This is a genomic window from Massilia sp. CFBP9026, from assembly GCF_034045165.1.
In the GTDB taxonomy this organism is placed as follows: Bacteria; Pseudomonadota; Gammaproteobacteria; order Burkholderiales; family Burkholderiaceae_D; genus Telluria; species Telluria arenae.
This window is the reverse complement of sequence record NZ_JAXCWH010000004.1, coordinates 448399-472509: the sequence shown is the minus strand read 5'-3', so window position 1 is coordinate 472509 and position 24111 is coordinate 448399. Positions and strand designations below refer to the sequence as shown.

The window sequence follows — 24111 nt, the reverse complement described above, 5'->3', positions numbered from 1 at the left end:
CGCCGCACCACTTCGTTGCGCCACGCTTCATCGGCGTCCTGGTCGGGGCCGTCGATATCCTGTAGCAGCAGCTGCATGACTTCCTGTTTCTCGGCCGGGCTCAGCAACTTGAGTCGTTCGGCGATTTCCGCGACGGCGTTGGACATGATGCTCTCTCCTATAATTTTGCTTCGATCATAGCGCGAGAACTATTGATTGTCGACTGGCAGCATATTGTCATTCGGTTTGCGATCGATCAATTTGTTGTCAGGATCGATGCCGGCGCGGCCCGGTACGCCATCGACCACCAGGGTCAGCTGCTGCACGGCCTGGGTCACCAGCCGCCGTTCGCGTACCAGTGGGTTGCCATTGCGATCATCCACGCCGAATTCGATGTAGTCGTTCAGCGGCATCGGCCGTTCCTCGCCCCCGTCCGTCATCGAGAGCTTGCCGGCGTGGGCATCGATCGTGACCTCGACCTTGCCGTCCGGGCGGCGGCGTGCGACGGCGCTGGCGGCGCGGTTCTCGTAGAACACGATCGATTCGAACAGGTCGTCGATCAGGTAGGCCTTGTCCTTCGGCGTCACGGCGCGCAAGCCATCGACCAGGCTGGAGGCGGTCGGATAGGGCGCGCCGCGATAGGCGTATTGCCGCAGCAGGCCGCGCAGCACGCCGTTGACCACGTCCTCGCCCAGCATGTCCTGCAACAGGTACAGCGCCAGGCCGCCCTTGCGCTGATGGATGTAGCGCTGGTTTTCGTTGTGCGCCAGCGGCAGTTCCTTTTCCTGCTCCTGGGCGCGGCCAATCAGGTAGGCTTCCTGGTCATGGCGCAGGAAGCGCCGCATCTTGTCCGCGCCGTAGGTGCGCCGCATGACCATCAGCGCCGTGTACTCGGCCAGGCTCTCGGTCAGCACGGTCGCGCCGCGCGTATCGGCGCCGACCAGTTGCTGGCCCCACCACTGGCGCGCGGTCTCGCGGGCGCTGACGTAGAACGGGTAGTCGAGGTCCTTGGGCGAGCCGGGATCGACGCGCGCGATGAAGGCGGCGCTTTCCGAGAGCGGGATCAGGCCCGGGAAGGACTGGGTGTTGCGGACGGTGCGCGGGTATTCGGCGATGCGCAGCTCGCGCAGCGGATAGCGGCCGAAGTGGCGCGCGCCGTAGTCCAGGCCGGCCTGGGCGCCGCGGGTCAGGCGCTCGACGTTGACGTCGTGCCCCGGCTGGTAATAGACGTCGATCGCCACATCCTGCCAGCGGTCGTGGCGCACTTCATAGCGCGCCGACTGGAAGGTATAGGCGTTCTGCATCGGACGGTCCATCTTGTAGCGGAAGTGGCGCCGTCCGCCTTCGTTCCATTCGCGCACCAGGGTGCCGGGCGCGATCGCGACCTGGTCGGCGCTCGTGCTGACGGTGGCGTCGAAGCCGATCCAGTCGGCGTCGACGCCGGTGCGGTGGCTGGCGCGGCCGGCCGGATCGTCGCGCGCCGGCATGGGCGCGCGTGCGGCCAGTCCGTGGCGGCGCCGGTCGCGCGCGTCGCCCAGTTCGACCGAGGGTTGATAGCCGATGCGCGGCATGACCTCGTTGGTGAAGAAGGTGCCGTTGGCGATCACCGGCGTGTCGCTGCCCAGGCCCAGCGGGCCGCGCGGCGCGTAGTCGAGTTCGAAGTCGAAGTCCAGGCGCGCGCCGGGGGCCAGCGGGGTGGCCAGGCGATAGTGGTAGAGACCGAGATCGGGATCGATCGTCACGCTCGTCGCCGGCTGGCCGAAGCTGGCCTTGAGCTGCGCGCCGCGCTGCTGGTACAGCACCAGGTCGCGGATCGGCGCGCCGCTGCGGTTCTCGAGCCGGTAGCTGCCCTTGACGTGCAGGGCGCGCTGCGCGGGATCGATATCGGCGTCGAGCCTGACGTCGACGATGCGCGGCTGCGGCAGCCGGGCGAAGCCGTGGTAGCGTTTCTCGTATTCGGCGCGCAGCAGCTCGCTGCGCCAGGCGGTCAGGTAGCCGCCGCTCGAAAGCTCCCAGGCTAGGCCCCCGCCGGCGCCCGCGAACACGGCCAAGCCGAGGCCGAAGCAGGTCAACACCTTTGGCGTCAGGTTGCGGCGCGCCAGGCGCAGGCGCTCGCGCCAGGCGTCGTCGACGCCGCGCGGCCACAGCGCGCGCGCCAGCGCCAGCAGCATCAGCGCCGCGCCGCTCCAGTACAGCAGGTACAGGCGCTCGCGCAGCAGCTGGTGGCCAAAGCCGTTCATCGGTGAATAGGTCAGCTCGGGCCAGACCCCGTACAGCAACAGCGGATGGTTCTGGCCGGTGCCGCTCAGCAGGAGCGCCGCCGCGAGCCAGGCGATCATCAGGAAGTTGGCCAGGTATTTGTGGTTGACGATGACCTGCGCCGCGATCGCCAGCACCGCGACCAGCGCGTAGTTCGGCAGCAGGATGGTGAACAGGGCGTGCAGGTAAAGCCCCGGCTCGAGCTGGAAGTAGCCCTTGAACAGCTGGATCAGCATGCCGGTGACCATGGCCAGCAGCAGCAGCAGCGCCTGCAGGCCGACCAGGGCCAGGGTCTTGCCGGCCAGCGGCAGCCAGCTCGGCACCGGCAGTGCGTCGAACATCTGGGCCACGCGCGTCTCGCGTTCGCGCCAGACCAGTTCACCGGCGTAGAAGATCGTGGTGGCCAGCACGAACAGGCCGAACACCGCGCGGATCAGCTCCAGCACCATATACGTCACCGGATAGGTGGAGATGCCGTAGATGGCGTCGAGGTCGATTCCGCCGGCGACCAGGGCCAACACACCGGCGGTGGCCAGCGCCGCGAAGTAGACGTTGCGGGTCATCTCGCGCAGTTCGCCGCGCGCCGACTTGAACAGCAGCAGCGCCAGGCTGCGCGCCGCGAAATCGGGTTGCGCGGTGGTGTCGCGCGCCGCCTGCGACAGTTCGGCCGGCAGGTCGGGCTGGGCCTGGCCGCGCCCGCGCGTGCGCGCCTGCCCGTCGGCCTCGCCGATGAAGTGGAAGCGCCAGTAGCCGAGCAACAGCGCCAGCAGCGCGAAGCCGCACCACAGCAGGCGGTTGACCAGGTACACGTCCTGCAGGTCGATCGGATTGAGGTTGCGCTCGGCCAGCGGCCAGTACTCGGTCAGCAGGAACAGGGAGGTGGTGCCGAACGGGTCGATCAGGGCGGCCAGGGTCTTGAAGTCGAGGTCGCGCGCCAGCGACGGCGCGACGGTATAGCCGATGGTCATGACCACGGCGGCCACGTAGACCGGCAACATGCGCCGGGTGAGGGCGGCGAGCACGAAGAAGATCGCGCCGAAGATGAACAGGTTGGGCAGCAGCGTGAACAGGTAGGGCTTGATCCAGGCCGACGCCGTCGATCCGCCCAGGCGGTCGGGCGCGATGCCGGGAATGAAGGTGCCGAGCCACAGCCCGACCAGGATGCCGGAAAAGATCACCGCCAGGGTCGCGAACGCGCCGAGGAAGCGGCCGAACACGTAGTCGGCCTTGCTGAGCGGCGCGCTGAAGAAGAAGTGGTGCATCTCGTGTTCGAAGTCCTGCTGCACCGCGCGCCCCATCACCGCCGCCGCGACCACCGTGCCCAGGCTGCCCAGCAGCGCCGTCGCGATCGCGATCTGGCGCGGCGCGTCGACCAGGACCCGGCTGCCGAAAGAGACGATCAGGTCGCGGAACGCGCCGCCCGAGGCGGCCATCCACAGCATCCCGAGCGCCACGAAGACGGCAAAATAGACCCAGGTCGAGAGCCGCCGCAGGCGCTGGCCCGCTTCGAAGCGGGCGATGACGAACAGGGTGCGCACGGTCAGCAGTTCCCGGCGGCCGGGTTGTGGCGGCCGGCGATAGTGGCAAAATACACGTCTTCCAGGCTGGCGCGCGCCGGCTCGAAGCCGTCGCCCGGATCGTCCTCGGAATACACATGGATCAGGGTGCGGCCGCTGAGCAGGCGGGTCGAGATCACGCTGTAGCGCGACTGGAAAGCCGGCAGCTCGGCCTTGGTGACGAAACGGGCCCAGATGAAGTCTTCGATCCCGTAGATCAGCTCTTGCGGCTCGCCGCACAGCAGCACCTGGCCTTTGTTGATGATCGCCATATTGGCGCACAGGTCGGCCACGTCGGACACGATGTGGGTCGACAGCAGCACGGTACGTTCTTCGCCGATGTCCGACAGCAGGTTGTGGAAGCGCACCCGCTCCTGCGGATCGAGGCCGGCGGTGGGCTCATCGACGATGATCAGGCGCGGGTCGCCCAGCAGGGCCTGGGCGATGCCGAAGCGCTGGCGCATGCCACCCGAAAAGGTGCCCAGGCGCTGGTCGCGCACTTCCCACAGATTGGTTTGCTGCAGCAGGCCGTCGACCACCTCGCGCCGGCGCGCCTTGTGCGACAGGCCTTTGAGCTGGGCGAAATGGTCCAGCAGTTCGTGAGCGGTCACTTTCGGATAGACGCCGAAATCCTGCGGCAGGTAGCCCAGCATGCGGCGCACCGCATCCTTTTCGTCGAGCACGTCGATATCGTCCAGGAACACCGAACCGGAATCGCATTCCTGCAGCGTCGCCAGGATCCGCATCAGCGTCGATTTGCCCGCGCCGTTCGGGCCGAGCAGCCCGAACATCCCGGCCGGGATGTTGAGCGTGACACGGTCCAGCGCGACCACGCCGTTGGCGTAGGTCTTGGACAAATTGCGGATTTTCAGTTGCATGACGACTCCTGGCTACTGCCCCGCGCGTCTTTACGCAGGACCAAACACTTTTTCACACTGGCATTGTATTCAATCGGCACGGCCGTGGCGGACCCGGTGCGACACACGGTCCAAACAGGGACCCAGACCGCATTATCCGGTGACAGGACGCACGATGGTTTTCTTTTGATAAATTTCTTGCAAGGGAGGGCGGGCGTGCGGCGCAAGCCGGGGCAAAGCATGGATAATGGATGCATGGACTCCATCACCCAAGAAAAGCTCTTGATCCTGATGCGCGAAGGGCGCAGCCGGGCCGAATCCACCGACTGGTTCCGCGTCGCGCTGGGCCTGGTCTACCTGGCCGGCCTGATGACCAAGGAGGCGATCGACTTCAAGACGGTCGACCGCGAGTTCAACCGCTTCATCTATCACACGCTGGGCAAGGGCCACACCATCACCAGCGTGCTGCAGTTCATGAGCGGCGCGAAGGTGATGCCGACGGTGGAGTCGGCGCGCTTCCTGGACGCCTTCCAGCGCCATTGCCCGGGCGTGCCGCTGGTGTCGGTGCCGTTCCTGATGGAGCTGAACCTGGGCGTGGCCAAGAACATCTCGGGGCTGGAGCCGGAAGGCCCGCTGGCCGGGTGGATCGCGCGTAAAAAGAAGGAGCAGGAGGCGCCAAAGGCAGAGGCGGGCTCTGGACCGCATGCCGAAGATTTATAATGAGGGCTTCAGCGACCAGAACATCGAGCACACCATGATTGCGAACCGTTTCATCAGTCCCCTGGACCACCTGATCGTCGGCGTCGACAAGGCCTTGCGCGTCGTCGGCGGCGTGGCGGCGATGTCGCGCCCGAACCCGGGGGCGCACGCCATCGACGGCGAATTGAGCGACGCCGAGCGGCGCCACAGCGCGGGCCTGATGCGGGTGAACCACGTGGGCGAGGTCTGCGCGCAGGCGCTCTACGATTCGCAGGCCAACTTCGCCCATACGCAAGAGGTGCGGGTCCAGTTCGAGCATGCCGCGCGCGAGGAAGAAGACCACCTGGCCTGGTGCGCGCAGCGCCTGAGCGAGCTCGGATCGCAACCGAGCGTATTGAATCCCCTTTGGTATGCGGGCGCCTACGTGATGGGCAGCGTGGCGGCCCGGATCGGCGACCCAATCAGCCTGGGCTTCGTGGTCGAGACCGAGCGCCAGGTCGAGGCGCACCTGAACAGCCACCTCGAGCTGCTGCCGGCGCAGGACGCCAAGTCGCGCGCCATCGTCGACCAGATGCGCATCGACGAGATCGCGCACGCCGACGCGGCGCAGGCCGCGGGAGCGGCCTCGCTGCCCTTGCCGGTCAAGGTGGCGATGCGGGCGATGGCCAAGGTGATGACCACTACCGCCTACCGGATCTGATTCGCTGCCTCGACGCACTTTTCGACCCGGGCCTTATGCACGTCATTCCCGCGGAGGCGGGAATCCAAGTTCGACGCGCTGCCACTAAACTTTGACGTAAGCGGCTGGCTTGAGGCCTTGGGTTCCCGCCTTCGCGGGAACGACGGTCTTGGGGCCAACGAGATCGTCGAGCGGTATCAGACTTCGACGATCTCGAACGAATGCGTGATCTCGGCCGTCTTGGCCAGCATGATCGACGCCGAGCAGTATTTTTCGTGCGACAGCCTGACCGCGCGTTCCACCGCCGCCGGTTTCAGCCCGTGGCCAGTCACCGTGAAGTGGAAGTTGATCTTGGTGAATACCTTGGGATCGGTGTCGGCGCGTTCGGCCTGCAGGGTCACGTCGCAGCCGCGCACGTCCTCGCGGCTGCGCTTGAGGATCAGGACCACGTCGTAGGCGGTGCAGCCGCCGGTGCCCACCAGGACCATTTCCATTGGGCGCGGCGCCAGGTTATGGCCGCCGCCGTCAGGCGCGCCGTCCATGGTCACCATGTGGCCGCTGCCGGTCTCGGCCCGGAAACTCATGCCCGACGGGCCGTTCCAGCTGACTTTCACTTCCATGCGATTCTCCGTGTTGCTGATGGGTCGATAAGGACATCGATTGTACGGCAGCCGCCGCCCGCGCGCAGCCGGCTGCCCATCCCCAGGCTCATACGCCCAGCACGTACTTCTCGCTCTTCATGCGCCAGCTCGCGAACGCCACCACCAGCAGCGCCGGGACCAGCGAACACAGGAAGGTCAGCACGAACGGCGCGAAGCCGATGTCGCCGCCCTTGGCCAGCTCCTTGATCAGGGTCTGGTTCGACAGCATCGGCACCAGGTACATCCACTGCGCGGTCTTGAGTTCCATGAACGAGATCACGAAGCCGGGCAGCAGCGGCACGAGCATCACCAGGCTGACCGTGGTCTGGGCTTCCTTGAAGGTCTTGGCGTTCATCGCCATGGCGATGTACAGGGCGGACGACAGCAGCGCCAGCGGCATCGTCGCCAGGCAGACCAGCAGCAGCGCGCCCCAGCCGAGGTTCCACGACATGCCGATTTCTTCCAGCGGCAGCCAGCGCAGGATCGCGTGGCCCAGCATCAGCACCACGCCGACGCCGATCATGGCCAGCACGCTGGAGGCGAGCCACTTGCCGCCCACCAGCTCCCAGCTATGCGCCGGCTGCGCCATCAGCACTTCGAGCGAGCGCCGTTCGCGTTCGCCTGCGGTGCTGTCGACTGCCGACGACATGTTGAGGAGGAAGGCCGGGAAGAACAGGAAGCCGATCATGCCGCCGATGACCATGGCCGAGCGCGAGGCATTGGTGCCGGTGTCGTAGCGCTGCAGCTGGATCGGCGCCAGGGTGGCCGGCGACACGCCGTGCGCCAGCAGGCGCGCGCTGGCGATATTGCTGCCGTAGGACTGCAGGATCTCTTCGAGTTCGCGCCGCTGCGGGCCGCTTTCGGCCGACGAGTCGAACCACAGTTCAATGCGTGCGGGACGCATCGACTGGTAGTTGTCGACGAAGTCGTCCGACAGGCGCAGCACGGCCGCGATCTTCTTGCCATGCAGGAGTTCGCCGATCGCTTCCTCGGTCATGGGGCCGGAGTCGTTGATCGTCACGCTGCGTTCGCGCAGCTGGGCGATCAGGGTCGGGGCCTTGGCGCCGCCGATCACGGTCAGGTGGATGCCTTCGCGTTCGGTCCTGGTGCTCTTGTCGATCAGCTGGTGCAGCGTGAAACCGAGGATCGCCGGATAGAACAGCACCGCCAGCACCAGGAAGCCGAAGGTGCGCTTGTCGCGCAGCGTCTCGCGCAGCTCCTTGAGGAATACGACCTTGAGTTTGGACTTCATGCGATACCTTCCTCGGTGCCCACCAGGCTGACGAAGGCGTCTTCCAGGTCGGCGATGCCGGTGCGCCGGCACAGTTCTTGTGGCGAACCCTGGGCCACGGTATGGCCCTTGGCGATGACGATCACGTCTTCGCACAGGTGGATCACTTCCTGCATCACGTGGGTGGCCATGATCACGCAGCAGCCGTCCTCGCGCAGGGCGTTCAGCGCGGTGCGCAGCGCGCGCGTGCTCATCACGTCCAGGCCGCGGCTCGGTTCATCGAGCAGCAGGTGGCGCGGACGGTGCAGCAGGGTGCGCGCCAGCGCCACCTTGATGCGCTGGCCCTGCGAGAAGCCCTTGGTCTGGCGCTCGAGGATGTCGTCCATCCCGAGCAGGTCCGACACCTCGCCGACGCGGGTGCGCAGCGCGGCGCCGTCCATGCCGTTCAATTCGCCGAAGTAGTTCAGGTATTCGCGCGTGGTGAGGCGCTCGTACAGCCCGAACTGGTCGGTCAGGAAGCCGATATTGCGGCGCACCGCCATCGGGTCCTTCTCGGGGTCGACGCCGCCGATCGAGATGGCGCCGTGGTCGCGTTTGAGCAGCCCGACCAGGGTGCGCAGCAGGGTGGTCTTGCCGGCACCGTTGGGGCCCAGCAGCGCGGTGATCTGGCCGTCGCGCGCGGTGAAGGAAACGCCGCCCAGCGCCTGGACGGCGCCGAACTGCTTGCGTACATCGTGGACTTCGATCATGGAGTTTCCGAATTCAGGGTTGCGGCCCGGCGCTGCCGAGCTGGAAGGTGGGGGCCGGCACCTCGGCCATGCAGGCGGCGTCGAGCTTGTCCTGTGGCCGGTCGAGGAAGGCGCGCAGCAGGCGCGGCGCGCAGCCGAGCTGCGACACGCCGTGGCCGGCATTGGCGACCACCACGTGCTGGGCGTGCGCCATCGATTTGGCGGCGGTCGCGGCACGGTGCGGCGGCGTGACCGGATCGAGGGCGCCCGACAGCAGCAGGGTCGGCGCCGCGATGCGTGCGGGCGCTACGTACGGCACCGCGGGCACCTTGATGTCCTGGCACAGTTTCGGGATCATCTCGGCCAGCGGGCGCGCCAGCACGGCGGCGTCGGATTTCATCAGCTCGGGCGTGAAGCGCGGCACGTCTTCGGCGCACACCACGGCGAAGTGCAGCAGCATCGACATGCTGGCGTCGTTGCCGAAGTCGCCGGCCAGGTTCTGGCGCGCGACGAAAGGCTCCCAGCGTCCGCGGCTTGCGCTGTGGATCAGGAAAGGCAGGCGGCGTGCATCGGCCGGCGCATACAGGATGTTGTGCACGGTGCCGAGGAAGCGCTGCGAGCTCATGGTGAACTCGGTCGGCTCGGCGGTGCGCGGATTCGGCAGCGACAGGTGGACGTCGCCCGCTTCGACCTTCTGCACCAGCGCATCGAATTCGGCGCGCAGATTCGGATACGCCTTGTTGCAGGCAGCGTCCTTGGTGCAGGCGGCGAACAGGCCGTCGAGCGCGGCCTGGCCGTCGCGGCCGCCGGCCGGGATCACCTGGTCGGGCGCGGCCACGCCATCGAGCACCAGGCTGCGCACGCTGTCCGGATAGAGGCGCGCATAGGCCTGGCCCAGGCGGGTGCCGTAGGAGCCGCCCCACAGGTTCACCTGGCGGTAGCCCAGCGTGCGCCGCACCTGTTCCAGGTCGCGCGCGGCGTTGGCCGTGGTGTAGGCGGCCAGCGGCTGCTTGTTGTTGGCGATGCAGGTACGCAGCTCGGCCATCAGCTCGTCGTCCGTCATGCGTTCGTGTTCGGGCTTGCTTTCGCAATCGAGCTTGCCCGAACGGCCGGTGCCGCGCTGGTCGATGAAGACGATGTCGCGGGTGGCGCGCACGCGGTCGAAGGCGAGCTTGAGCAGGGGCAGCACGTCGCTGCCGGCCTGGCCGGGACCGCCGGCCAGCACGAACAGCGGGTCACTGCGCGTGCCCTGGCGGTAGGCCGGGGCGACGGTGACGTGCAGTTTCAGTGGCGCGCCTTGCGGCTTGGCATAATCGAGCGGGACATCGACGGTGACGCAGCGCAGGGCTTCGACCACGCCGGGCAAGTGGCAGCTGCGTTCGGTCTTCGAGGACGCAGGCGAGGCGGCGGTGTTCTGGGCGCTGGCCGCGCCTGTGAGCAGCAGGGCCAGGATGGCGGGCAGAATCTTGGATCTCTTCACAACATCTCCTCAGGTTGCAACGATGATAAGTTCGCGCTGTTTCCCCGGTCAACCGATTGTTTCAACTGCGCATCAAGGTATGTGGTGTGGGTAGGTGCTTTTGTGCAAGATTGCGTCGCCGGCGAGATCGACATCGATCGGGATTGACGTCAATGGCGATGGTGGAGTATGATTGCCGGCTTTCCGTTTGCTCAGGAAAGACAATAAGGACGAGTCCGCTGAAGCATTTGTGCGGAACCACCATTTGAGCAATTTTTTCTTTTGGAATAAACATGAAAACTTTTTCCGCTAAGGGCCATGAAGTCCAGCGCGACTGGTTTGTCATCGACGCGACGGACCTGGTCCTCGGACGTGTTGCCAGCGAAGTGGCACTCCGACTGCGCGGCAAGCACAAGCCAGAGTTCACCCCGCACGTTGACACCGGCGACTTCATCGTCGTGATCAACGCTGGCAAACTGCGCGTGACCGGCACCAAGGCCACCGCAAAAACGTACTACCGTCACTCGGGCTACCCGGGCGGTATCTACGAAACCAACTTCCTGAAAATGCAACAGCGTTTCCCAGGTCGCGCACTCGAGAAAGCTGTCAAGGGCATGCTGCCTAAGGGCCCACTCGGCTACGCCATGATCAAGAAGCTGAAAGTGTACGCGGAAGGTTCGCACCCGCACGCTGCTCAGCAACCACAAGCACTGACCCTCTAAGGAACTGACATGATCGGTAACTACAACTACGGCACCGGCCGTCGCAAGAGTGCAGTCGCTCGCGTGTTCATCAAAGCTGGCACCGGCCAGATCATCGTGAACGGTAAGCCAGCATCGGAATACTTCTCGCGTGAAACCGGCCTGATGGTGATCCGTCAGCCGCTGGAACTGACCGGCAACGTCGAACGTTTCGACATCAAGGTCAACGTGCACGGCGGTGGCGAATCGGGCCAGGCTGGCGCCGTCCGTCACGGCATCACCCGCGCTCTGATCGACTACGACGCAGCACTGAAGGGCGACCTGGCGCGTGCCGGTTTCGTCACCCGTGACGCCCGTGAAGTCGAGCGTAAGAAAGTTGGTCTGCGCAAAGCACGTCGCGCAAAGCAATTCTCGAAGCGTTAATCGTCTTCCTCAGTGCCTTCGGGCACTGTTTCAGAAAAGCCGTCCGCCGCAAGGTTGGGCGGCTTTTTTGCTTTGGGGATAGGTACAGCACCCGACTACACGGACTGTTAAAATGCAGCCTCGTCCTAATAGGGGCCTTTTTACCATTATTGAAGGAAAAGACATGATTAAAGTTGGCATCGTCGGCGGAACCGGATACACGGGCGTGGAATTGCTGCGGCTGTTGGCCGTTCACCCGGATGTGCAACTGACCGCGATCACTTCGCGCAAGGAAGACGGCTTGCCGGTGGCCGATATGTTTCCTTCGCTGCGCGGTCGCGTCGATATCGCCTTTTCGAGCCCGGACAAGGCCGACCTCAAGCAGTGCGACGTGGTGTTCTTCGCCACCCCGCACGGCGTGGCGATGGCCCAGGCGCCCGAGCTGCTGGCGGCCGGCGTCAAGGTGATCGACCTGGCGGCGGACTTTCGCATCAAGGACCGCGCCGTCTTCGAAAAATGGTACAAGATCGAGCACACCGCGCCCGAACTGCTGGATGAAGCCGTCTACGGCCTGCCGGAACTGAACCGCGACGCCATCAAGGGCGCGCGCCTGATCGCCAACCCGGGCTGCTACCCGACCACGATGCAGCTGGGCTACTATCCGCTGCTCAAAGCCGGCCTGATCGACGCCGGTAGCCTGATCGCCGACTGCAAGTCGGGCGTCTCCGGCGCCGGCCGGAAGGCCGAGATCGGCACGCTGTTCTCGGAGTCGAGCGATAACTTCAAGGCCTATGGCGTGCAAGGTCACCGCCACACGCCGGAAACCTCGGCCCAGTTGGCGCGCTACACCGACCAGAAGGTCGGCCTGATCTTCACCCCGCACCTGGTGCCGATGATCCGCGGCATGCACGCAACGCTGTATGCGCGCCTGACACAGGAGATCGACAACGCCGCCCTGCAGGCGCTATTCGAGGAGCAATACAAGGACAGCGAATTCGTCGACGTCATGCCGTTCGGCTCGCATCCAGAGACGCGTTCGACCCGCGGCTCGAACATGCTGCGCCTGGCGCTGCACCGTCCGGAAGGCACGGACACGGTCGTGATCCTGGTGGTGCAGGACAATCTGGTCAAGGGCGCCTCGGGCCAGGCCGTGCAGTGCATGAACCTGATGTTCGGCCTGGAAGAATCGAAGGGCCTGCAACAGATCGCCTTGTTGCCATAACTGCTACGCGCGTTGCGCGACCCGACGCAGATCAAAGCGACGACCTTTGAGCCGGGTAAATTGACTGTTGGACACGTTCAATCCAACGGTCACAACCTCAGAGGTGCGTCATGTTCGGTCGACAAGTGAAAAGCGAGATAGACAGCCTGGTCGGTATCTCGGCCCGCATCGAGGGTGACCTGTGTTTCACCGGCGGGCTGCGCATCGACGGTGAAGTCCATGGCAATGTGGTGGCGGTGGATGGCGCCGACAGCATGCTGATCGTGTCAGAGCATGCGCGCATCGAAGGGGAGGTGCGCTGCGCCAGCCTGGTGGTGAACGGCTACATTGCCGGGGCGGTTTATTCTTCGGAACTCCTTGAATTACAGCCGAAAGGCCGCATTAATGGGGATGTACATTACCGTTTGCTCGAGATGCACGGCGGGGCGTTGGTAACAGGTAAATTAACGCACCAACCCGCCAGCGAGCCGGTGTTTCATCTAGCCGACGCTGTGGAAGGCTCGGCAGCATGACTTCCGCCAACCGTCTATAATGGACGGTGTTTGATTTATTCAGGAGCTTTCCCATGACCGCAGTCGCCGAAGTAGTAGATTTCGACACGATTCCCGTACCAATCAACTTCACCGACAGCGCGGCTCAGAAAGTTGCTCAGCTGATCGAAGAAGAAGGCAACCCCGACCTGAAACTGCGCGTCTTCGTGCAGGGCGGTGGCTGCTCGGGCTTCCAATATGGTTTCACCTTCGACGAGATCGTCAATGAAGACGATACGACGATGGAAAAGGCAGGCGTCCAGCTGCTGATCGACTCGATGAGCTACCAGTACCTGGTCGGCGCCGAGATCGACTACAAGGACGACCTCGAAGGCGCCCAGTTCGTGATCAAGAACCCGAACGCCACCTCGACCTGCGGCTGCGGTTCGTCGTTCTCGGCGTAATCGTTGCCCGCCCATCCAGGCCACGGTCTGGATCATCGACGGCCCGCTTGTGCGGGCCGTTTGTATTTACCGTGTGTGCTGTCGTCCCACGGTGGTAGCATGACGCTTTTTTAAGACAGAGGTAGCAATGACCGTATTCGCCATGCCCGTATTCGACGCCACCGTCATCTACGAGGGCAAGGAACTGTTCAAGGGACAGGGCGCCGCCAAAGGCTGGGCCGAAAAGCTCGCCCGGGAGATCGAGAGCGAGGTCACGGTGGAAAAAATCGGCACCGGCTGGGTGCTGTGCGGCACGGTCGACGCCGTGCCGTGCCAGTGGGCCATCCTCGGCCAGCGGCTCAAGCGTCTCGACTGACGCTCCAAACTATCAATCCAACAACAAGGTAAGTAATGGACAAGACCAACCTCGCGAAATACGATGCAAAGAAGCTGATGAACAAGATGGGCCCCAAGGGCGCCGTCATCGGCAAGGCGGGGGATGCGCCTGCGGCGGATCGCCGCGAACAACGCGAACGCGACCGCGCGCTGGGCCTGGTGCCGTTCGCGGTCAAGCTCAATGGCGACCTGGTCAAGCAGTTGCAGACGCAGAGCAAGGAACAAGGCGTCGACCTCAACGAACTGGTGGCGCAGCTGCTGCAAAAAGGCCTGGCTGGCTGAGCCCCCGCATCCCGGCAATCGACGGCCCGCGCATGCGGGCCGCGTGCGTTTACACGTCCTGGAATCTTGGGCTGCTGGCAAACAGCTCGGCCGTCCAGTCGATAAAGACGCGCACCTTGGCCGCCAGGTGGCGGTTCTGCGGATAGACCACGTTGATCGGCAATGGCCTCGTGCTCCAGTCGGGCAAGACGGCAACCAGCGTGCCGGCCTCGATATGGCGTACCGCCTCGTACGCGCCCGCCTGCATGATGCCCAGGCCGGACAGGCCCGCGCACATATAGCCGTTCGCATCGTTGATGGCCATGTTCGACGGCTGGCCGAAGACAAAGGTCTCGCCATCACGCGCAAAATCCCACTCTCGGACCCTGCCGGTCTTGGCCGAGAAGAAACTGATGCAGCGGTGCTGCGCCAGGTCGCGCGGGTGCTGCGGCATGCCGTGCTCGGCGAGGTAGGACGGCGCGGCGCAGGTCATGAATTTCATGACGCCGACGGTGCGCGCCGCCAGGTTCGAGCTGGGCAAGGCGCCGCCGCGAATGGCGCAGTCGACGCCTTCTTCGACCAGGTCGACCGGGCGGTCGCCACAGCCGAGTTCAAGCGCGATATCGGGGTAGCGCCTGAAAAAATCGGGCAAGGCCGGGATGATGAGGCTGTTTGCGATGCCGGTGGGAACATCGACGCGCAGGCGTCCATGGGGCGTGACCCGGTCGTGCAACAGTGAATCATCCGCATCGCGGACATACGACAGGATGTGCAGGCAGCGCTCGTAATAGGCGGCGCCTTCGGCCGTCACGGTCACATTGCGTGTCGTACGGTGCAGCAATTTGACCGAGAGCGAGGTTTCCAGCGCCGCCACCATGGTCGACACCGTAGCCTTCGGCAATTGCATCAGTTCGGCCGCGCGCGTGAAACCGCCGGCATCGACCACTTGCACGAATACCTCGATGGCCAGCAGCTTATTCATTTACGCTGGATACAGTGCACCGAGGATGCGCGGGCCGCGTGCGCCGGTGACGGCCGGCAGGTTGCCCGCTTCGCGGTTCGCGAAACGCCAGCCCAGCCAGGCGAAGGCGAGCGCCTCGACCCGGTTCGGCGCCACGCCCAGTTCCTCCGTCGAGGCCACCTTCACGCCGCCGAGTTCGACGCCGATGGCGCGCAGCAGCGCGCCGTTGTAGGCGCCGCCTCCGCAAACATAGACCGCGTCCGGCGTCACGCCCTCGTCGCCGATCGCGCGCGCGATCGTGACTGCCGTCAGTTGCACCAGGGTCGCTTGCACATCGGCCGGGGCGAGGTCGCTGAAGGACGCGAGCTTGGCATCGAGCCATGGCGCGTGGAACAGGTCGCGTCCCGTGCTCTTGGGCGCCGGCTGGCGGAAATACGGTTCGTCGAGCAGGGCGTCCAGCAGCGGCTGCTGGACCGTGCCGGTGGCGCCCCAGGCCCCATCTTCATCATAGGCGCGGCCCTGATGGCGTGCGATCCACAGATCGAGCAAAACATTGCCAGGACCGGTATCGAAACCGGTCACGCGACCGTCGCCGTGCAGCACGCTGATATTGCCGATGCCACCGATATTCACCACCACGCGCGCCGTGCCCGGCTTGCCGAAAGCGGCCTCATGGAAGGCCGGCACCAGGGGCGCGCCCTGGCCGCCGGCGGCGATGTCGCGGCTGCGGAAGTCGGCGATCACGTCGATGCCGGTCAGCTCGGCGAGCAAGGCGGGGTTATTGGTCTGGCGCGTAAAACCCAGTTCCGGGCGGTGGCGGATGGTCTGGCCGTGAACGGCCACCGCGGTCACCGGCGCCGGGCAGGATGGCAGCAGTGAGCGCACGCAGTCGGCGTAGACCAGGGCCAATGCGTTGGCGGCCAGCGCTTCGCGCTCGAGTTCGTTGGGGCTGGCGGCCTGCAGCGCCATCAGTTCTTCGCGCAATTCGGACGGAAAGGGCGTGAAGGCAGCCGACAGGGTCTGGATGGCGCCGTTCGAGAAATCGGCCAGCACGCCATCGACGCCGTCGAGGCTGGTGCCGGACATCAGGCCAATGAAAAGGGAATGTGTCGCGGTCATGGTGTTATAAGTTTTTGTTGGCGTACAAAACAAAACGCCCTCCGGCATCGCGATGCAGCGGAGGGCGTTTTATATGGTGCGGTATGTCTTAGCGGGCTGCCATCGACGAGCCGCTTGGCGCCATCAGCGAAAAGCGGTGGTTCATCTCGGCGGCTGCCATGCGGAAGCGTGCCAGTTCGGCCTGGTTCAGCGGTTGCTGGGCCAGCGACTTGAACTTGTTCGGATCCTTGGCCACGCCTGCAACGCGGAATTCATAGTGCAGGTGCGGGCCGGTCGACCAGCCGGTCGAGCCGACGTAGCCGATCACCTGGCCCTGGCTGATCTTGCTGCCCTTGCGCATGCCTGGCGCGATGCGGCTCATGTGAGCGTAGGCGGTGCTGTAGCTCGACCAGTGTTTCAGGACGACCATATTGCCGTAGCCATTGCCGTTGCCCGCGAAGTCGACGGTGGCATCGGCCACGGCGCGGATCGGGGTGCCGGTGGCGGCGGCGAAGTCGACGCCTTTATGCGCCTTGAACTTGCCCGAGATCGGGTGCACGCGCATCGAGAAACCCGACGAGACGCGCGAGTACTGCAGTGGCGACTTGAGGAAGGCTTTCTTGAGCGACTTGCCGTCCAGCGAATAGTAACCACCCTGCTTGGAGACCGGATCTTCATACCAGACCGACTGGTAGCTGGTGCCGCGGTTGACGAATTCGCCAGCCAGGATGCGACCGGTCTTGATCAGTTCGCCGTCGAGCCAGAAGGTTTCGTACACGACATTGAAACGGTCGCCGCGCTTGACGTCGCTGCGGAAGTCGATATTGGTCGAGAACATCTCGATGATCTGGCCAACGACCGAATCCGGGATGCTGCCGCCGTCGACATTGGCGTCGGTGGCCGCGTACAGCGAGCTAGCGATCTCGCGCGAGCGCATTTCGACGCGGCGTTCGAGCTTGGCCGGCGCTTCGAGGGCGACGAATTCCTCGCCCTTGCGTTCGACGCTGATCGTGCGTGCTTCGCCGCTCTTGCCGTCGGTGACGGTGGCGCGCATCGACAGCAGCAGGCCGTTTTCGTCGGTCTCGGCCTGGATGCGTTTGCCGGTCTGGAGAGACAGCAGGCGCTTGGCGAGTTTGTCCGAACGAACGAACTTTTGCGCTTGCGCGTCTTCGATGCCGAGGCGGGTGAAGAGCGAGCCGAGCGAATCGCCGCGGCGGATGCGTTCTTCGTGGATGAATTGCTGCTCGTCCTGCTGGAGCGCGGCGATCTGGTCGGCCAGGTTCGGCAGTTCCAGGTCTTGCGCAACAGAGGTGACGGGCAGGTCGGAGGGATCGGGAGCGATCGGTGCAACGCCTACGGCGCCAAAGGCGCACACGCTCAGGAAGACGGCGCCGGCGCTCAGGACGCGGGCTTTGCGGGTCTTCGGCAGCAGCGCTAGCAGGCTTTTACCAGTGATTTTCTGTATAGGGTTCATGCAATCAGTTAAAATTTGCGGCTGAACTTTCAAGGACCATGTTCTGACGTTTCCGAAAAAGTTTTCTCTGGGAAACTAAAACAGGATCGTGAATTATACCAAAAGATATGGTCCTACAACCGTTTTAGCCAATTTCCTACACGAATTTATGACCTCTAACGCAGCTTTTAATGGTAGTGCGGCAACTTCCATTAAGCCTTTGCCACTGACCGACAAGGTCCTTGAGTCTCTTGCCATTGCCAAACGTGGCGTCGATGAACTCCTGATCGAAAGCGACTTCGCCCAAAAACTGGCGCGCTCCGAACAAACCGGCAAGCCGCTGCGCATCAAGCTGGGCCTGGATCCAACCGCGCCGGACTTGCACCTCGGCCATACGGTGGTACTGAACAAATTGCGTCAATTGCAAGACCTGGGCCACCAGGTGATCTTTTTGATCGGCGATTTCACTTCCATGATTGGCGACCCGTCGGGCCGCAACGCCACCCGTCCCCCGCTGACCCGCGAGCAGGTCGAGGAAAACGCGATGACGTATTTCCGCCAGGCGTCGCTGGTGCTGGACGCCAGCCGCACGGAAATCCGTTACAACTCCGAATGGTGCGACCCATTGGGCGCGCGCGGCATGATCCAGCTCGCCTCGCGCTACACCGTGGCCCGCATGATGGAGCGCGACGACTTTACCAAGCGCTACAAGAGTGGGACTCCGATCGCTGTGCATGAGTTCCTGTATCCGCTCATGCAGGGCTACGATTCGGTCGCTTTGCAGTCAGACCTTGAGCTGGGTGGAACGGACCAGAAATTCAACTTGCTGGTTGGCCGCGAGCTGCAGAAGGACTACGGCCAGGAGCCGCAGTGCATCCTGACCATGCCGCTGCTGGAAGGCCTGGACGGCGTCGAGAAGATGTCCAAGTCCAAGAACAACTATATTGGCATCACCGAAGCCCCGAACAGCATGTTCGGCAAGCTGATGAGCATCTCGGACGAGATGATGTGGAAGTATTTCAACCTGCTGTCCTTCCGCTCGCTCGACGATATCGCGCAATTGAAAGCGACGATCGACGGCGGCGCCAATCCGCGCGATGCGAAAGTGGCGCTCGGTAAAGAGATCGTCACGCGCTTCCACTCGGCCGCGGCGGCCGACGATGCGCTGGCCGACTTCGTCAATCGCTCCAAGGGCGGCATCCCGGACGACGTGCCTGAAGTGTCGCTGTCCGGCGCGCCGCTGGGCCTGCCGCAACTGCTGAAGGCCGCCGGCCTGTGCGCCTCGACCTCGGAAGCCATGCGCATGGTCGACCAGGGCGGCGTGCGCATCGACGGCGCCGTGGTCAGCGACAAGGGCCTGCAAGTGGCCGCCGGAACTGTCGTGGTGCAAGTCGGCAAGCGCAAGTTCGCCCGCGTAACGCTCGCCGGGGCGCCGGCCGCATGATCGGCCTGCTGCAACGCGTGAGCGAAGCGGCGGTGCGCGTCGACGGCCAGACCGTCGGCGCCATCGGCCCCGGCCTGATGGTCCTGGTATGCGCCGAAAAAGGCGATACCGAACGCGAGGCCGACCTGCTGCTGACCAAGCTGCTGGGCTACCGCGTGTTTTCCGACGAGGCCGGCAAGATGAACCGCAGCGTGACGGACACCGGTGGCGGCTTGCTGCTGGTGCCGCAGTTCACGCTGGCGGCGGACACGAAATCGGGCACGCGCCCCTCGTTCTCGCCGGCCGCCGCGCCGGAAGACGGACGGCGCCTGTTCGAGCATGCCGTGCGCCAGGCGCGGGAGCGCCATGGCATTGTCGAGACCGGCGTATTTGGTGCTGACATGAAAGTGTCGCTCATCAACGATGGTCCGGTCACATTCTGGCTGCGTATTGATCCCGTCGGGGCGGCGCGCTGAAACCCGCGCCTGGCGCCAAGGTCCAATTTAGTAGCCAGGTTAGTAGCCACGGAGGTCACATGCGAATCTGGAGCGACTCATTCACCGACGGGGCCGACATTCCCGCCGCCTGCGCGTTCGCGGTCAGCGATCCTGCTACCCACGTCAAGCTGTCGAGCAACCGCAATCCCCATATCGCCTGGGACGACGTGCCGGCCGGCACGCAGTCGCTGGTGCTGATCTGCCACGATCCCGACGTGCCGTCCGAAGGCAGCGACGTCAACAAGGAAGGCCGCATCGTACCGGCCGCCTTGCCGCGCGTCGATTTCTTCCACTGGACGCTGGCCGACATCCCGGTCTGCCTCAAGTCGCTGGCAGAAGGCATGTTTTCCGACATGGTCACGCCGCATGGCAAGCCCGGTCCCGAAGTCGCCTTCACCATCAAGAACGGCACCGAACACGAGTTGCGCCACGGGGTCAACGACTACACCGGCTGGTTCGCGAGCGAACCCGACATGGCGGGCGAATTCTATGGCTATGATGGCCCGTGCCCACCCTGGAACGACGAGCGCGTGCACCATTATGTGTTTACGCTGTATGCGCTCGACATCCCGCGCCTGCCGCTGGAGGGGCGTTTCACCGGCTCCGAGGCGCGCCTGGCAATCCAGGGACATATCCTCGATGAGGCGCGCATTTTCGGCACGTATTCGCTCAATCCCCAGGTCGCAGCCGACCTTTTAAAATAATCAAGCATCTGATTTTTTCACTGCCCCGAGGTTCGGGTGCAAGGACCTCATGACATTGAACGACGCGCCTGCTGGCACGACCACGATCCTCCTGATCCGCCACGGCGAGACCGCCTGGAATGCCGAGCGCCGGCTGCAGGGCCATCTCGATATCGCACTCAATGCCGAAGGCGAGCGCCAGGCCGCGGCGCTGGGTGCAGCGCTGGCCGGCGAACAGATCGACCTGGTCATTTCCAGCGACCTGGCGCGTGCGCGGCAGACGGCCGAGGCGGTCCATCTCGCCCGTGGCGCGCCCGATGCCGGCCGTGTCCAACGCGATCCCCAACTGCGCGAACGCTGCTATGGCGGCTTCGAAGGCTTGTTGTACAGCGAGATCGCGGCCCGCTTTCCGCTCGAGTTCGCAGCCTGGCAGGCGCGCAACGTCGATGCGGTCCTGCCTCTAGGCAAGAATCAGGGCGAGACCTTCCGCAGTTTCTTCGATCGGGCCACGCAGGCGATCCTGGGGCATGCGGCGCGCCATCCCGGCCAGACCCTGGCGCTGGTGGCGCACGGCGGTGTGCTCGAGTGCGCCTACCGGGCCGCCCTCGGCCTGCCGCTGGAAACGCCGCGCGACTTCAAGGTGCACAACGCCAGCATCAACCGTTTCGTGGTCGAACAGGGCAAGCTCAAGCTCGTCAGCTGGGGTGAAATTGACCACCTGCGCCAGGTGGCGCTGGACGACTTGCCGTGACCGCCATGTGAGTAAAACAGGCGCGACAACGCCTGTTTCAGCGGCCTGCCAATATCGCACGCGCAACAATCACATTAATTTTGCTGATAATTTGAGCAGCGCTTGGGGTAAAATAGCAGGTTCCCAAGAAACTTCTGAGTTTTTCTGCTGTGCAAATCGGTCCACATCACCTGCGTAATAACGTCTTTGTCGCCCCCATGGCTGGAGTGACGGACCGTCCGTTCCGGCAACTGTGCAAGCAGCTCGGCGCGGGCTATGCGGTGTCCGAAATGGCGGCGTCGAACCCGCGCCTGTGGGCCAGCGAGAAGACGTCGCGCCGCATCGACCATGCGGGCGAGATGGAGCCGAAGGCGGTGCAGATCGCCGGCGCCGATCCTAAAGACCTCGCCGATTGCGCGAAGTTCAATGTCGAGCGCGGCGCCCAGATCATCGACATCAATATGGGTTGCCCGGTCAAGAAGGTGTGCAATAGCTGGTGCGGTTCGGCCCTGTTGCAGCACGAAGACCTGGTCGAGCGCATCCTGCACGCCGTGGTCGAGGCGGTCGACGTGCCGGTCACCCTGAAGTTCCGCACCGGCTGGGATCGCGAAAACAGGAACGCGCTGCGCATCGCGCGCCTTGCCGAGCAGGCCGGCATCCAGATGCTGACCTTGCACGGCCGCACCCGCGCCGATGGCTACAAGGGCGAGGCCGAATACGACACCATCCGCGCCGTGAAGGAAGCCGTGAGCATCCCGCTGGTGGCCAATGGCGACATCACGACGCCCGAGAAGGCGAAGTTCGTGCTCGACTACACGGGCGCCGATGCGGTGATGATCGGCCGCGCGGCCCAGGGCCGTCCCTGGATCTGCCGCGAGATCGACCACTACCTGCGCACCGGCGAACACCTGCCGGCGCCGCTGGTGGACGAGGTGCGCGAATTGATGAACGAGCATTTGCCGGCCCATTACGCCTTCTATGGCGAATACGTCGGCGTGCGCACCGCGCGCAAGCACATCGGCTGGTATGTACAAGACCTGCCTGGCGGCGAGGAATTCCGGCAGCGCATGAACCTGCTGGAATCGACGGCCGAGCAACTGGCGGCGGTCGACGACTTTTTCAAATCGCAGCACAGGCATGGCGAGCGGTTACAATACCGCCCCTCGCATCCGGATGTCGACGCGATCGCGGCATAAGCACCAGGAATAAGCACCACACCACAAGAAGAACACGGGGACGCGCTGTGCGTGAGCGCAGCAATCATTAAACCAGGATGAAGCAGCAGAAGACATGAGCAAAGAAAGTATCCAGGAAGTCGTCCAGAAGAGTCTCGAAGACTATTTCAACGATCTGGGCGAACAAAAGCCGACCAACATCTACGACATGATGGTGTTGACCGTCGAAAAGCCCGTCCTCGAAGTGGTCATGTCGCGCGCCGACGGCAACCAGTCGCACGCCGCGCAGATGCTGGGCATTAACCGGAACACTTTGCGCAAGAAACTGCAGGAGCACGGGCTGCTCTAAGCGTGACCCACGTGGCCGCGCACCTAGCGCGCGGCCACGGCCGGATCCCCGATCCGCCTGCCCGCCGCCAGGAATTCTCAACCATAGGCCACACCATGATCAAACAAGCTCTCATTTCCGTATCCGACAAGACCGGCGTGCTCGATTTCGCACGTGCGCTCTCGGCGCTCGGCGTCAATATCCTGTCCACCGGCGGCACCGCCAAGCTGCTGCAGGATAATGGCGTGCCGGTGACCGAAGTCGCCGACTACACCGGTTTCCCGGAAATGCTGGATGGCCGCGTCAAGACCCTGCACCCGAAAGTGCACGGCGGCATCCTGGCGCGTCGTGACTTCCCCGAGCACGTCGCCAAGCTGGAAGAGCACGGTATTCCGCAGATCGACATGGTCGTGGTCAACCTGTATCCGTTCCAGCAAACCGTCGCCAAGCAGGAATGCTCGCTGGAAGACGCGATCGAGAACATCGACATCGGCGGCCCGACCATGCTGCGTTCGGCGGCCAAGAACCACCGCGACGTGGTCGTGATCGTCGACCCGGCGGACTACGGCGTGGTGCTGGCCGAAATGAAAGGCCAGGGCGAAGCCACCGGCCCGGTCAGCTATGAAACCAAATTCCGCCTGGCCAAGAAAGTGTTCGCGCACACCGCGCAATACGACGGCGCGATCACCAACTACCTGACCAGCCTGGGCGAAGACCGCGCGCACGCGACCCGCTCGAGCTTCCCGCAGACCCTGAACATGGGCTTCGAAAAAGTCCAGGACATGCGCTACGGCGAAAACCCGCACCAGGGCGCGGCCTTCTACCGCGATCCTGTAACGATCGACGGCGCGCTGGCCAACTACACCCAGCTGCAGGGCAAGGAACTGTCGTACAACAATATCGCCGATGCTGATGCGGCCTGGGAATGCGTCAAGTCGCTGGGCGGCATGCAACAGCCGGCCGGCTGCGTGATCGTCAAGCACGCCAACCCGTGCGGCGTGGCGATCGGCGTCGATGCGCTGGACGCCTATTCGCGCGCGCTGCAGACCGATCCGACCTCGGCTTTCGGCGGCATCATCGCCTTCAACGTCGAAGTCGACGGCAAGGCGGCCGAAGCACTGTCGAAGCTGTTCGTCGAAGTGCTGATCGCGCCATCGTTTACCGCGGAAGCACGCCAGATCATGGCGGCCAAGCAGAACGTGCGCCTGCTCGAGATCGCCCTCGGCGCCGGCCAGAACGCGTATGACGTCAAGCGCGTCGGCGGCGGCCTGCTGGCGCAGTCGCCGGATGCGAAAAACGTCGGCCTGGGCGACCTGCGCGTGGTCACCAAGAAGCAACCGACCCCGCAGCAACTGCAAGACATGATGTTCGCATGGCGCGTGGCCAAGTTCGTGAAATCGAACGCGATCGTGTTCTGCGCCAACGGCATGACGCTGGGCGTCGGCGCCGGCCAGATGAGCCGCATCGACTCGGCCCGCATCGCCTCGATCAAGGCCCAGAACGCCGGCCTTTCCTTGAGCGGTTCGGCCGTGGCGTCGGACGCTTTCTTCCCGTTCCGCGACGGCCTGGATGTGGTGGTCGATGCGGGCGCGACCTGCGTCATCCACCCGGGCGGCTCGATGCGCGACCAGGAAGTGATCGACGCCGCCGACGAGCGCGGCGTGGTGATGCTGTACACGGGCACCCGTCACTTCCGTCACTGATCTGGTGACACCATCGGGCCGGTGAAATTTGCCGGCCCGATGCGATCCAACCGTGGTGAACTGTGTTTTTGCACAGT

General features: G+C 64.3%; 26 protein-coding genes. 16 read left to right on the top strand and 10 right to left on the bottom strand.

Going from position 1 to position 24111, the window contains the following annotated elements; all coding sequences use genetic code 11:
- The 3 genes from SOM28_RS13290 to SOM28_RS13280 all read right to left on the bottom strand — a co-directional run.
- The coding region (locus SOM28_RS13290; RefSeq protein ID WP_320468404.1) for an addiction module protein at positions 1 to 146 on the bottom strand (146 nt) is incomplete at its 3' end.
- Positions 147 to 188: 42 nt separating this feature from the next.
- Positions 189 to 3776 (bottom strand): hypothetical protein, encoded by a 3588-nt coding sequence (locus tag SOM28_RS13285; protein WP_320468396.1) that lies wholly within the window; start codon positions 3774 to 3776, stop codon positions 189 to 191.
- Between the two features lie 2 nt (positions 3777 to 3778).
- Positions 3779 to 4672, bottom strand: coding sequence for an ABC transporter ATP-binding protein (locus SOM28_RS13280; RefSeq protein ID WP_123071357.1), 894 nt, complete (start codon positions 4670 to 4672; stop codon positions 3779 to 3781).
- A 234-nt stretch (positions 4673 to 4906) separates the two neighbouring features.
- Here SOM28_RS13280 and SOM28_RS13275 point away from each other — a divergent pair, with 234 nt between their 5' ends.
- Positions 4907 to 5371: a hypothetical protein gene (locus tag SOM28_RS13275; protein WP_123071356.1), complete on the top strand. Its 465-nt coding sequence runs from the start codon at positions 4907 to 4909 to the stop codon at positions 5369 to 5371.
- A gap of 34 nt (positions 5372 to 5405) precedes the next feature.
- On the top strand, positions 5406 to 6050 hold the full coding sequence (gene coq7, locus SOM28_RS13270) for a 2-polyprenyl-3-methyl-6-methoxy-1,4-benzoquinone monooxygenase (RefSeq protein ID WP_123071359.1): 645 nt from the start codon (positions 5406 to 5408) through the stop codon (positions 6048 to 6050).
- Positions 6051 to 6226: 176 nt separating this feature from the next.
- Here the strand turns inward: coq7 and SOM28_RS13265 are convergent, their stop codons facing one another.
- The 4 genes from SOM28_RS13265 to SOM28_RS13250 all read right to left on the bottom strand — a co-directional run bounded on the left by SOM28_RS13265 (position 6227) and on the right by SOM28_RS13250 (position 10109).
- Positions 6227 to 6649 (bottom strand): OsmC family protein, encoded by a 423-nt coding sequence (locus SOM28_RS13265; protein ID WP_123069980.1) that lies wholly within the window; start codon positions 6647 to 6649, stop codon positions 6227 to 6229.
- Between the two features lie 88 nt (positions 6650 to 6737).
- Positions 6738 to 7922 carry an ABC transporter permease gene (locus SOM28_RS13260; protein WP_320468395.1) on the bottom strand — a complete coding sequence of 395 codons (1185 nt, stop codon included), beginning with the start codon at positions 7920 to 7922 and terminating at the stop codon, positions 6738 to 6740.
- Complete coding sequence (locus tag SOM28_RS13255; protein ID WP_123069982.1) at positions 7919 to 8650, bottom strand: ABC transporter ATP-binding protein; 732 nt, start codon at positions 8648 to 8650, stop codon at positions 7919 to 7921. The genes SOM28_RS13260 and SOM28_RS13255 overlap by 4 nt, the downstream gene beginning before the upstream one ends.
- Positions 8651 to 8663: 13 nt before the next feature.
- On the bottom strand, positions 8664 to 10109 hold the full coding sequence (locus tag SOM28_RS13250) for an alpha/beta fold hydrolase (RefSeq protein WP_320468394.1): 1446 nt from the start codon (positions 10107 to 10109) through the stop codon (positions 8664 to 8666).
- 272 nt (positions 10110 to 10381) lie between these two features.
- Between SOM28_RS13250 and rplM the strand changes: the two genes are divergently transcribed.
- The 7 genes from rplM to SOM28_RS13215 all read left to right on the top strand — a co-directional run bounded on the left by rplM (position 10382) and on the right by SOM28_RS13215 (position 14004).
- The gene (gene rplM / locus SOM28_RS13245; protein WP_123069984.1) at positions 10382 to 10810 is read left to right on the top strand and encodes a 50S ribosomal protein L13; all 429 of its coding nucleotides are present in this window, start codon (positions 10382 to 10384) and stop codon (positions 10808 to 10810) included.
- 9 nt (positions 10811 to 10819) lie between these two features.
- Entirely contained in the window at positions 10820 to 11212 is a 393-nt protein-coding gene (gene rpsI, locus SOM28_RS13240; protein ID WP_123069985.1) for a 30S ribosomal protein S9, read from the top strand.
- A 163-nt stretch (positions 11213 to 11375) separates the two neighbouring features.
- On the top strand, positions 11376 to 12413 hold the full coding sequence (gene argC, locus SOM28_RS13235; RefSeq protein ID WP_123069986.1) for an N-acetyl-gamma-glutamyl-phosphate reductase: 1038 nt from the start codon (positions 11376 to 11378) through the stop codon (positions 12411 to 12413).
- Between the two features lie 110 nt (positions 12414 to 12523).
- Positions 12524 to 12925, top strand: coding sequence for a bactofilin family protein (locus SOM28_RS13230; protein ID WP_005667909.1), 402 nt, complete (start codon positions 12524 to 12526; stop codon positions 12923 to 12925).
- Positions 12926 to 12978: 53 nt separating this feature from the next.
- Positions 12979 to 13347: an iron-sulfur cluster insertion protein ErpA gene (gene erpA, locus SOM28_RS13225; protein ID WP_109345080.1), complete on the top strand. Its 369-nt coding sequence runs from the start codon at positions 12979 to 12981 to the stop codon at positions 13345 to 13347.
- Between the two features lie 127 nt (positions 13348 to 13474).
- Complete coding sequence (locus SOM28_RS13220) at positions 13475 to 13702, top strand: hypothetical protein (RefSeq protein WP_123069987.1); 228 nt, start codon at positions 13475 to 13477, stop codon at positions 13700 to 13702.
- 35 nt (positions 13703 to 13737) lie between these two features.
- Positions 13738 to 14004: a hypothetical protein gene (locus SOM28_RS13215; RefSeq protein ID WP_320468393.1), complete on the top strand. Its 267-nt coding sequence runs from the start codon at positions 13738 to 13740 to the stop codon at positions 14002 to 14004.
- A 49-nt stretch (positions 14005 to 14053) separates the two neighbouring features.
- Here the strand turns inward: SOM28_RS13215 and SOM28_RS13210 are convergent, their stop codons facing one another.
- The 3 genes from SOM28_RS13210 to SOM28_RS13200 all read right to left on the bottom strand — a co-directional run bounded on the left by SOM28_RS13210 (position 14054) and on the right by SOM28_RS13200 (position 17516).
- Entirely contained in the window at positions 14054 to 14965 is a 912-nt protein-coding gene (locus tag SOM28_RS13210; protein ID WP_123069989.1) for a LysR family transcriptional regulator, read from the bottom strand.
- The gene (locus SOM28_RS13205) at positions 14966 to 16063 is read right to left on the bottom strand and encodes an anhydro-N-acetylmuramic acid kinase (protein ID WP_123069990.1); all 1098 of its coding nucleotides are present in this window, start codon (positions 16061 to 16063) and stop codon (positions 14966 to 14968) included.
- An 88-nt stretch (positions 16064 to 16151) separates the two neighbouring features.
- Entirely contained in the window at positions 16152 to 17516 is a 1365-nt protein-coding gene (locus SOM28_RS13200; protein ID WP_123069991.1) for a M23 family metallopeptidase, read from the bottom strand.
- A 148-nt stretch (positions 17517 to 17664) separates the two neighbouring features.
- Between SOM28_RS13200 and tyrS the strand changes: the two genes are divergently transcribed.
- From tyrS to purH, 7 genes are all read left to right on the top strand, one after another.
- Complete coding sequence (tyrS, locus tag SOM28_RS13195) at positions 17665 to 18939, top strand: tyrosine--tRNA ligase (protein ID WP_123069992.1); 1275 nt, start codon at positions 17665 to 17667, stop codon at positions 18937 to 18939.
- Positions 18936 to 19394 carry a D-aminoacyl-tRNA deacylase gene (dtd, locus tag SOM28_RS13190; RefSeq protein ID WP_123069993.1) on the top strand — a complete coding sequence of 153 codons (459 nt, stop codon included), beginning with the start codon at positions 18936 to 18938 and terminating at the stop codon, positions 19392 to 19394. The genes tyrS and dtd overlap by 4 nt, the downstream gene beginning before the upstream one ends.
- A 59-nt stretch (positions 19395 to 19453) precedes the next feature.
- The gene (locus tag SOM28_RS13185) at positions 19454 to 20119 is read left to right on the top strand and encodes a YbhB/YbcL family Raf kinase inhibitor-like protein (RefSeq protein WP_320468392.1); all 666 of its coding nucleotides are present in this window, start codon (positions 19454 to 19456) and stop codon (positions 20117 to 20119) included.
- 49 nt (positions 20120 to 20168) lie between these two features.
- Positions 20169 to 20849, top strand: coding sequence for a histidine phosphatase family protein (locus SOM28_RS13180; protein ID WP_320468391.1), 681 nt, complete (start codon positions 20169 to 20171; stop codon positions 20847 to 20849).
- Positions 20850 to 20998: 149 nt separating this feature from the next.
- Positions 20999 to 22024, top strand: a complete 1026-nt coding sequence (dusB, locus tag SOM28_RS13175; RefSeq protein WP_320468390.1) for a tRNA dihydrouridine synthase DusB — start codon at positions 20999 to 21001, stop codon at positions 22022 to 22024.
- A 94-nt stretch (positions 22025 to 22118) separates the two neighbouring features.
- Positions 22119 to 22352, top strand: a complete 234-nt coding sequence (locus SOM28_RS13170; RefSeq protein ID WP_005667930.1) for a helix-turn-helix domain-containing protein — start codon at positions 22119 to 22121, stop codon at positions 22350 to 22352.
- Between the two features lie 95 nt (positions 22353 to 22447).
- The gene (gene purH, locus SOM28_RS13165; protein ID WP_320468389.1) at positions 22448 to 24034 is read left to right on the top strand and encodes a bifunctional phosphoribosylaminoimidazolecarboxamide formyltransferase/IMP cyclohydrolase; all 1587 of its coding nucleotides are present in this window, start codon (positions 22448 to 22450) and stop codon (positions 24032 to 24034) included.
- The last annotated feature ends 77 nt before the right edge of the window (positions 24035 to 24111 follow it).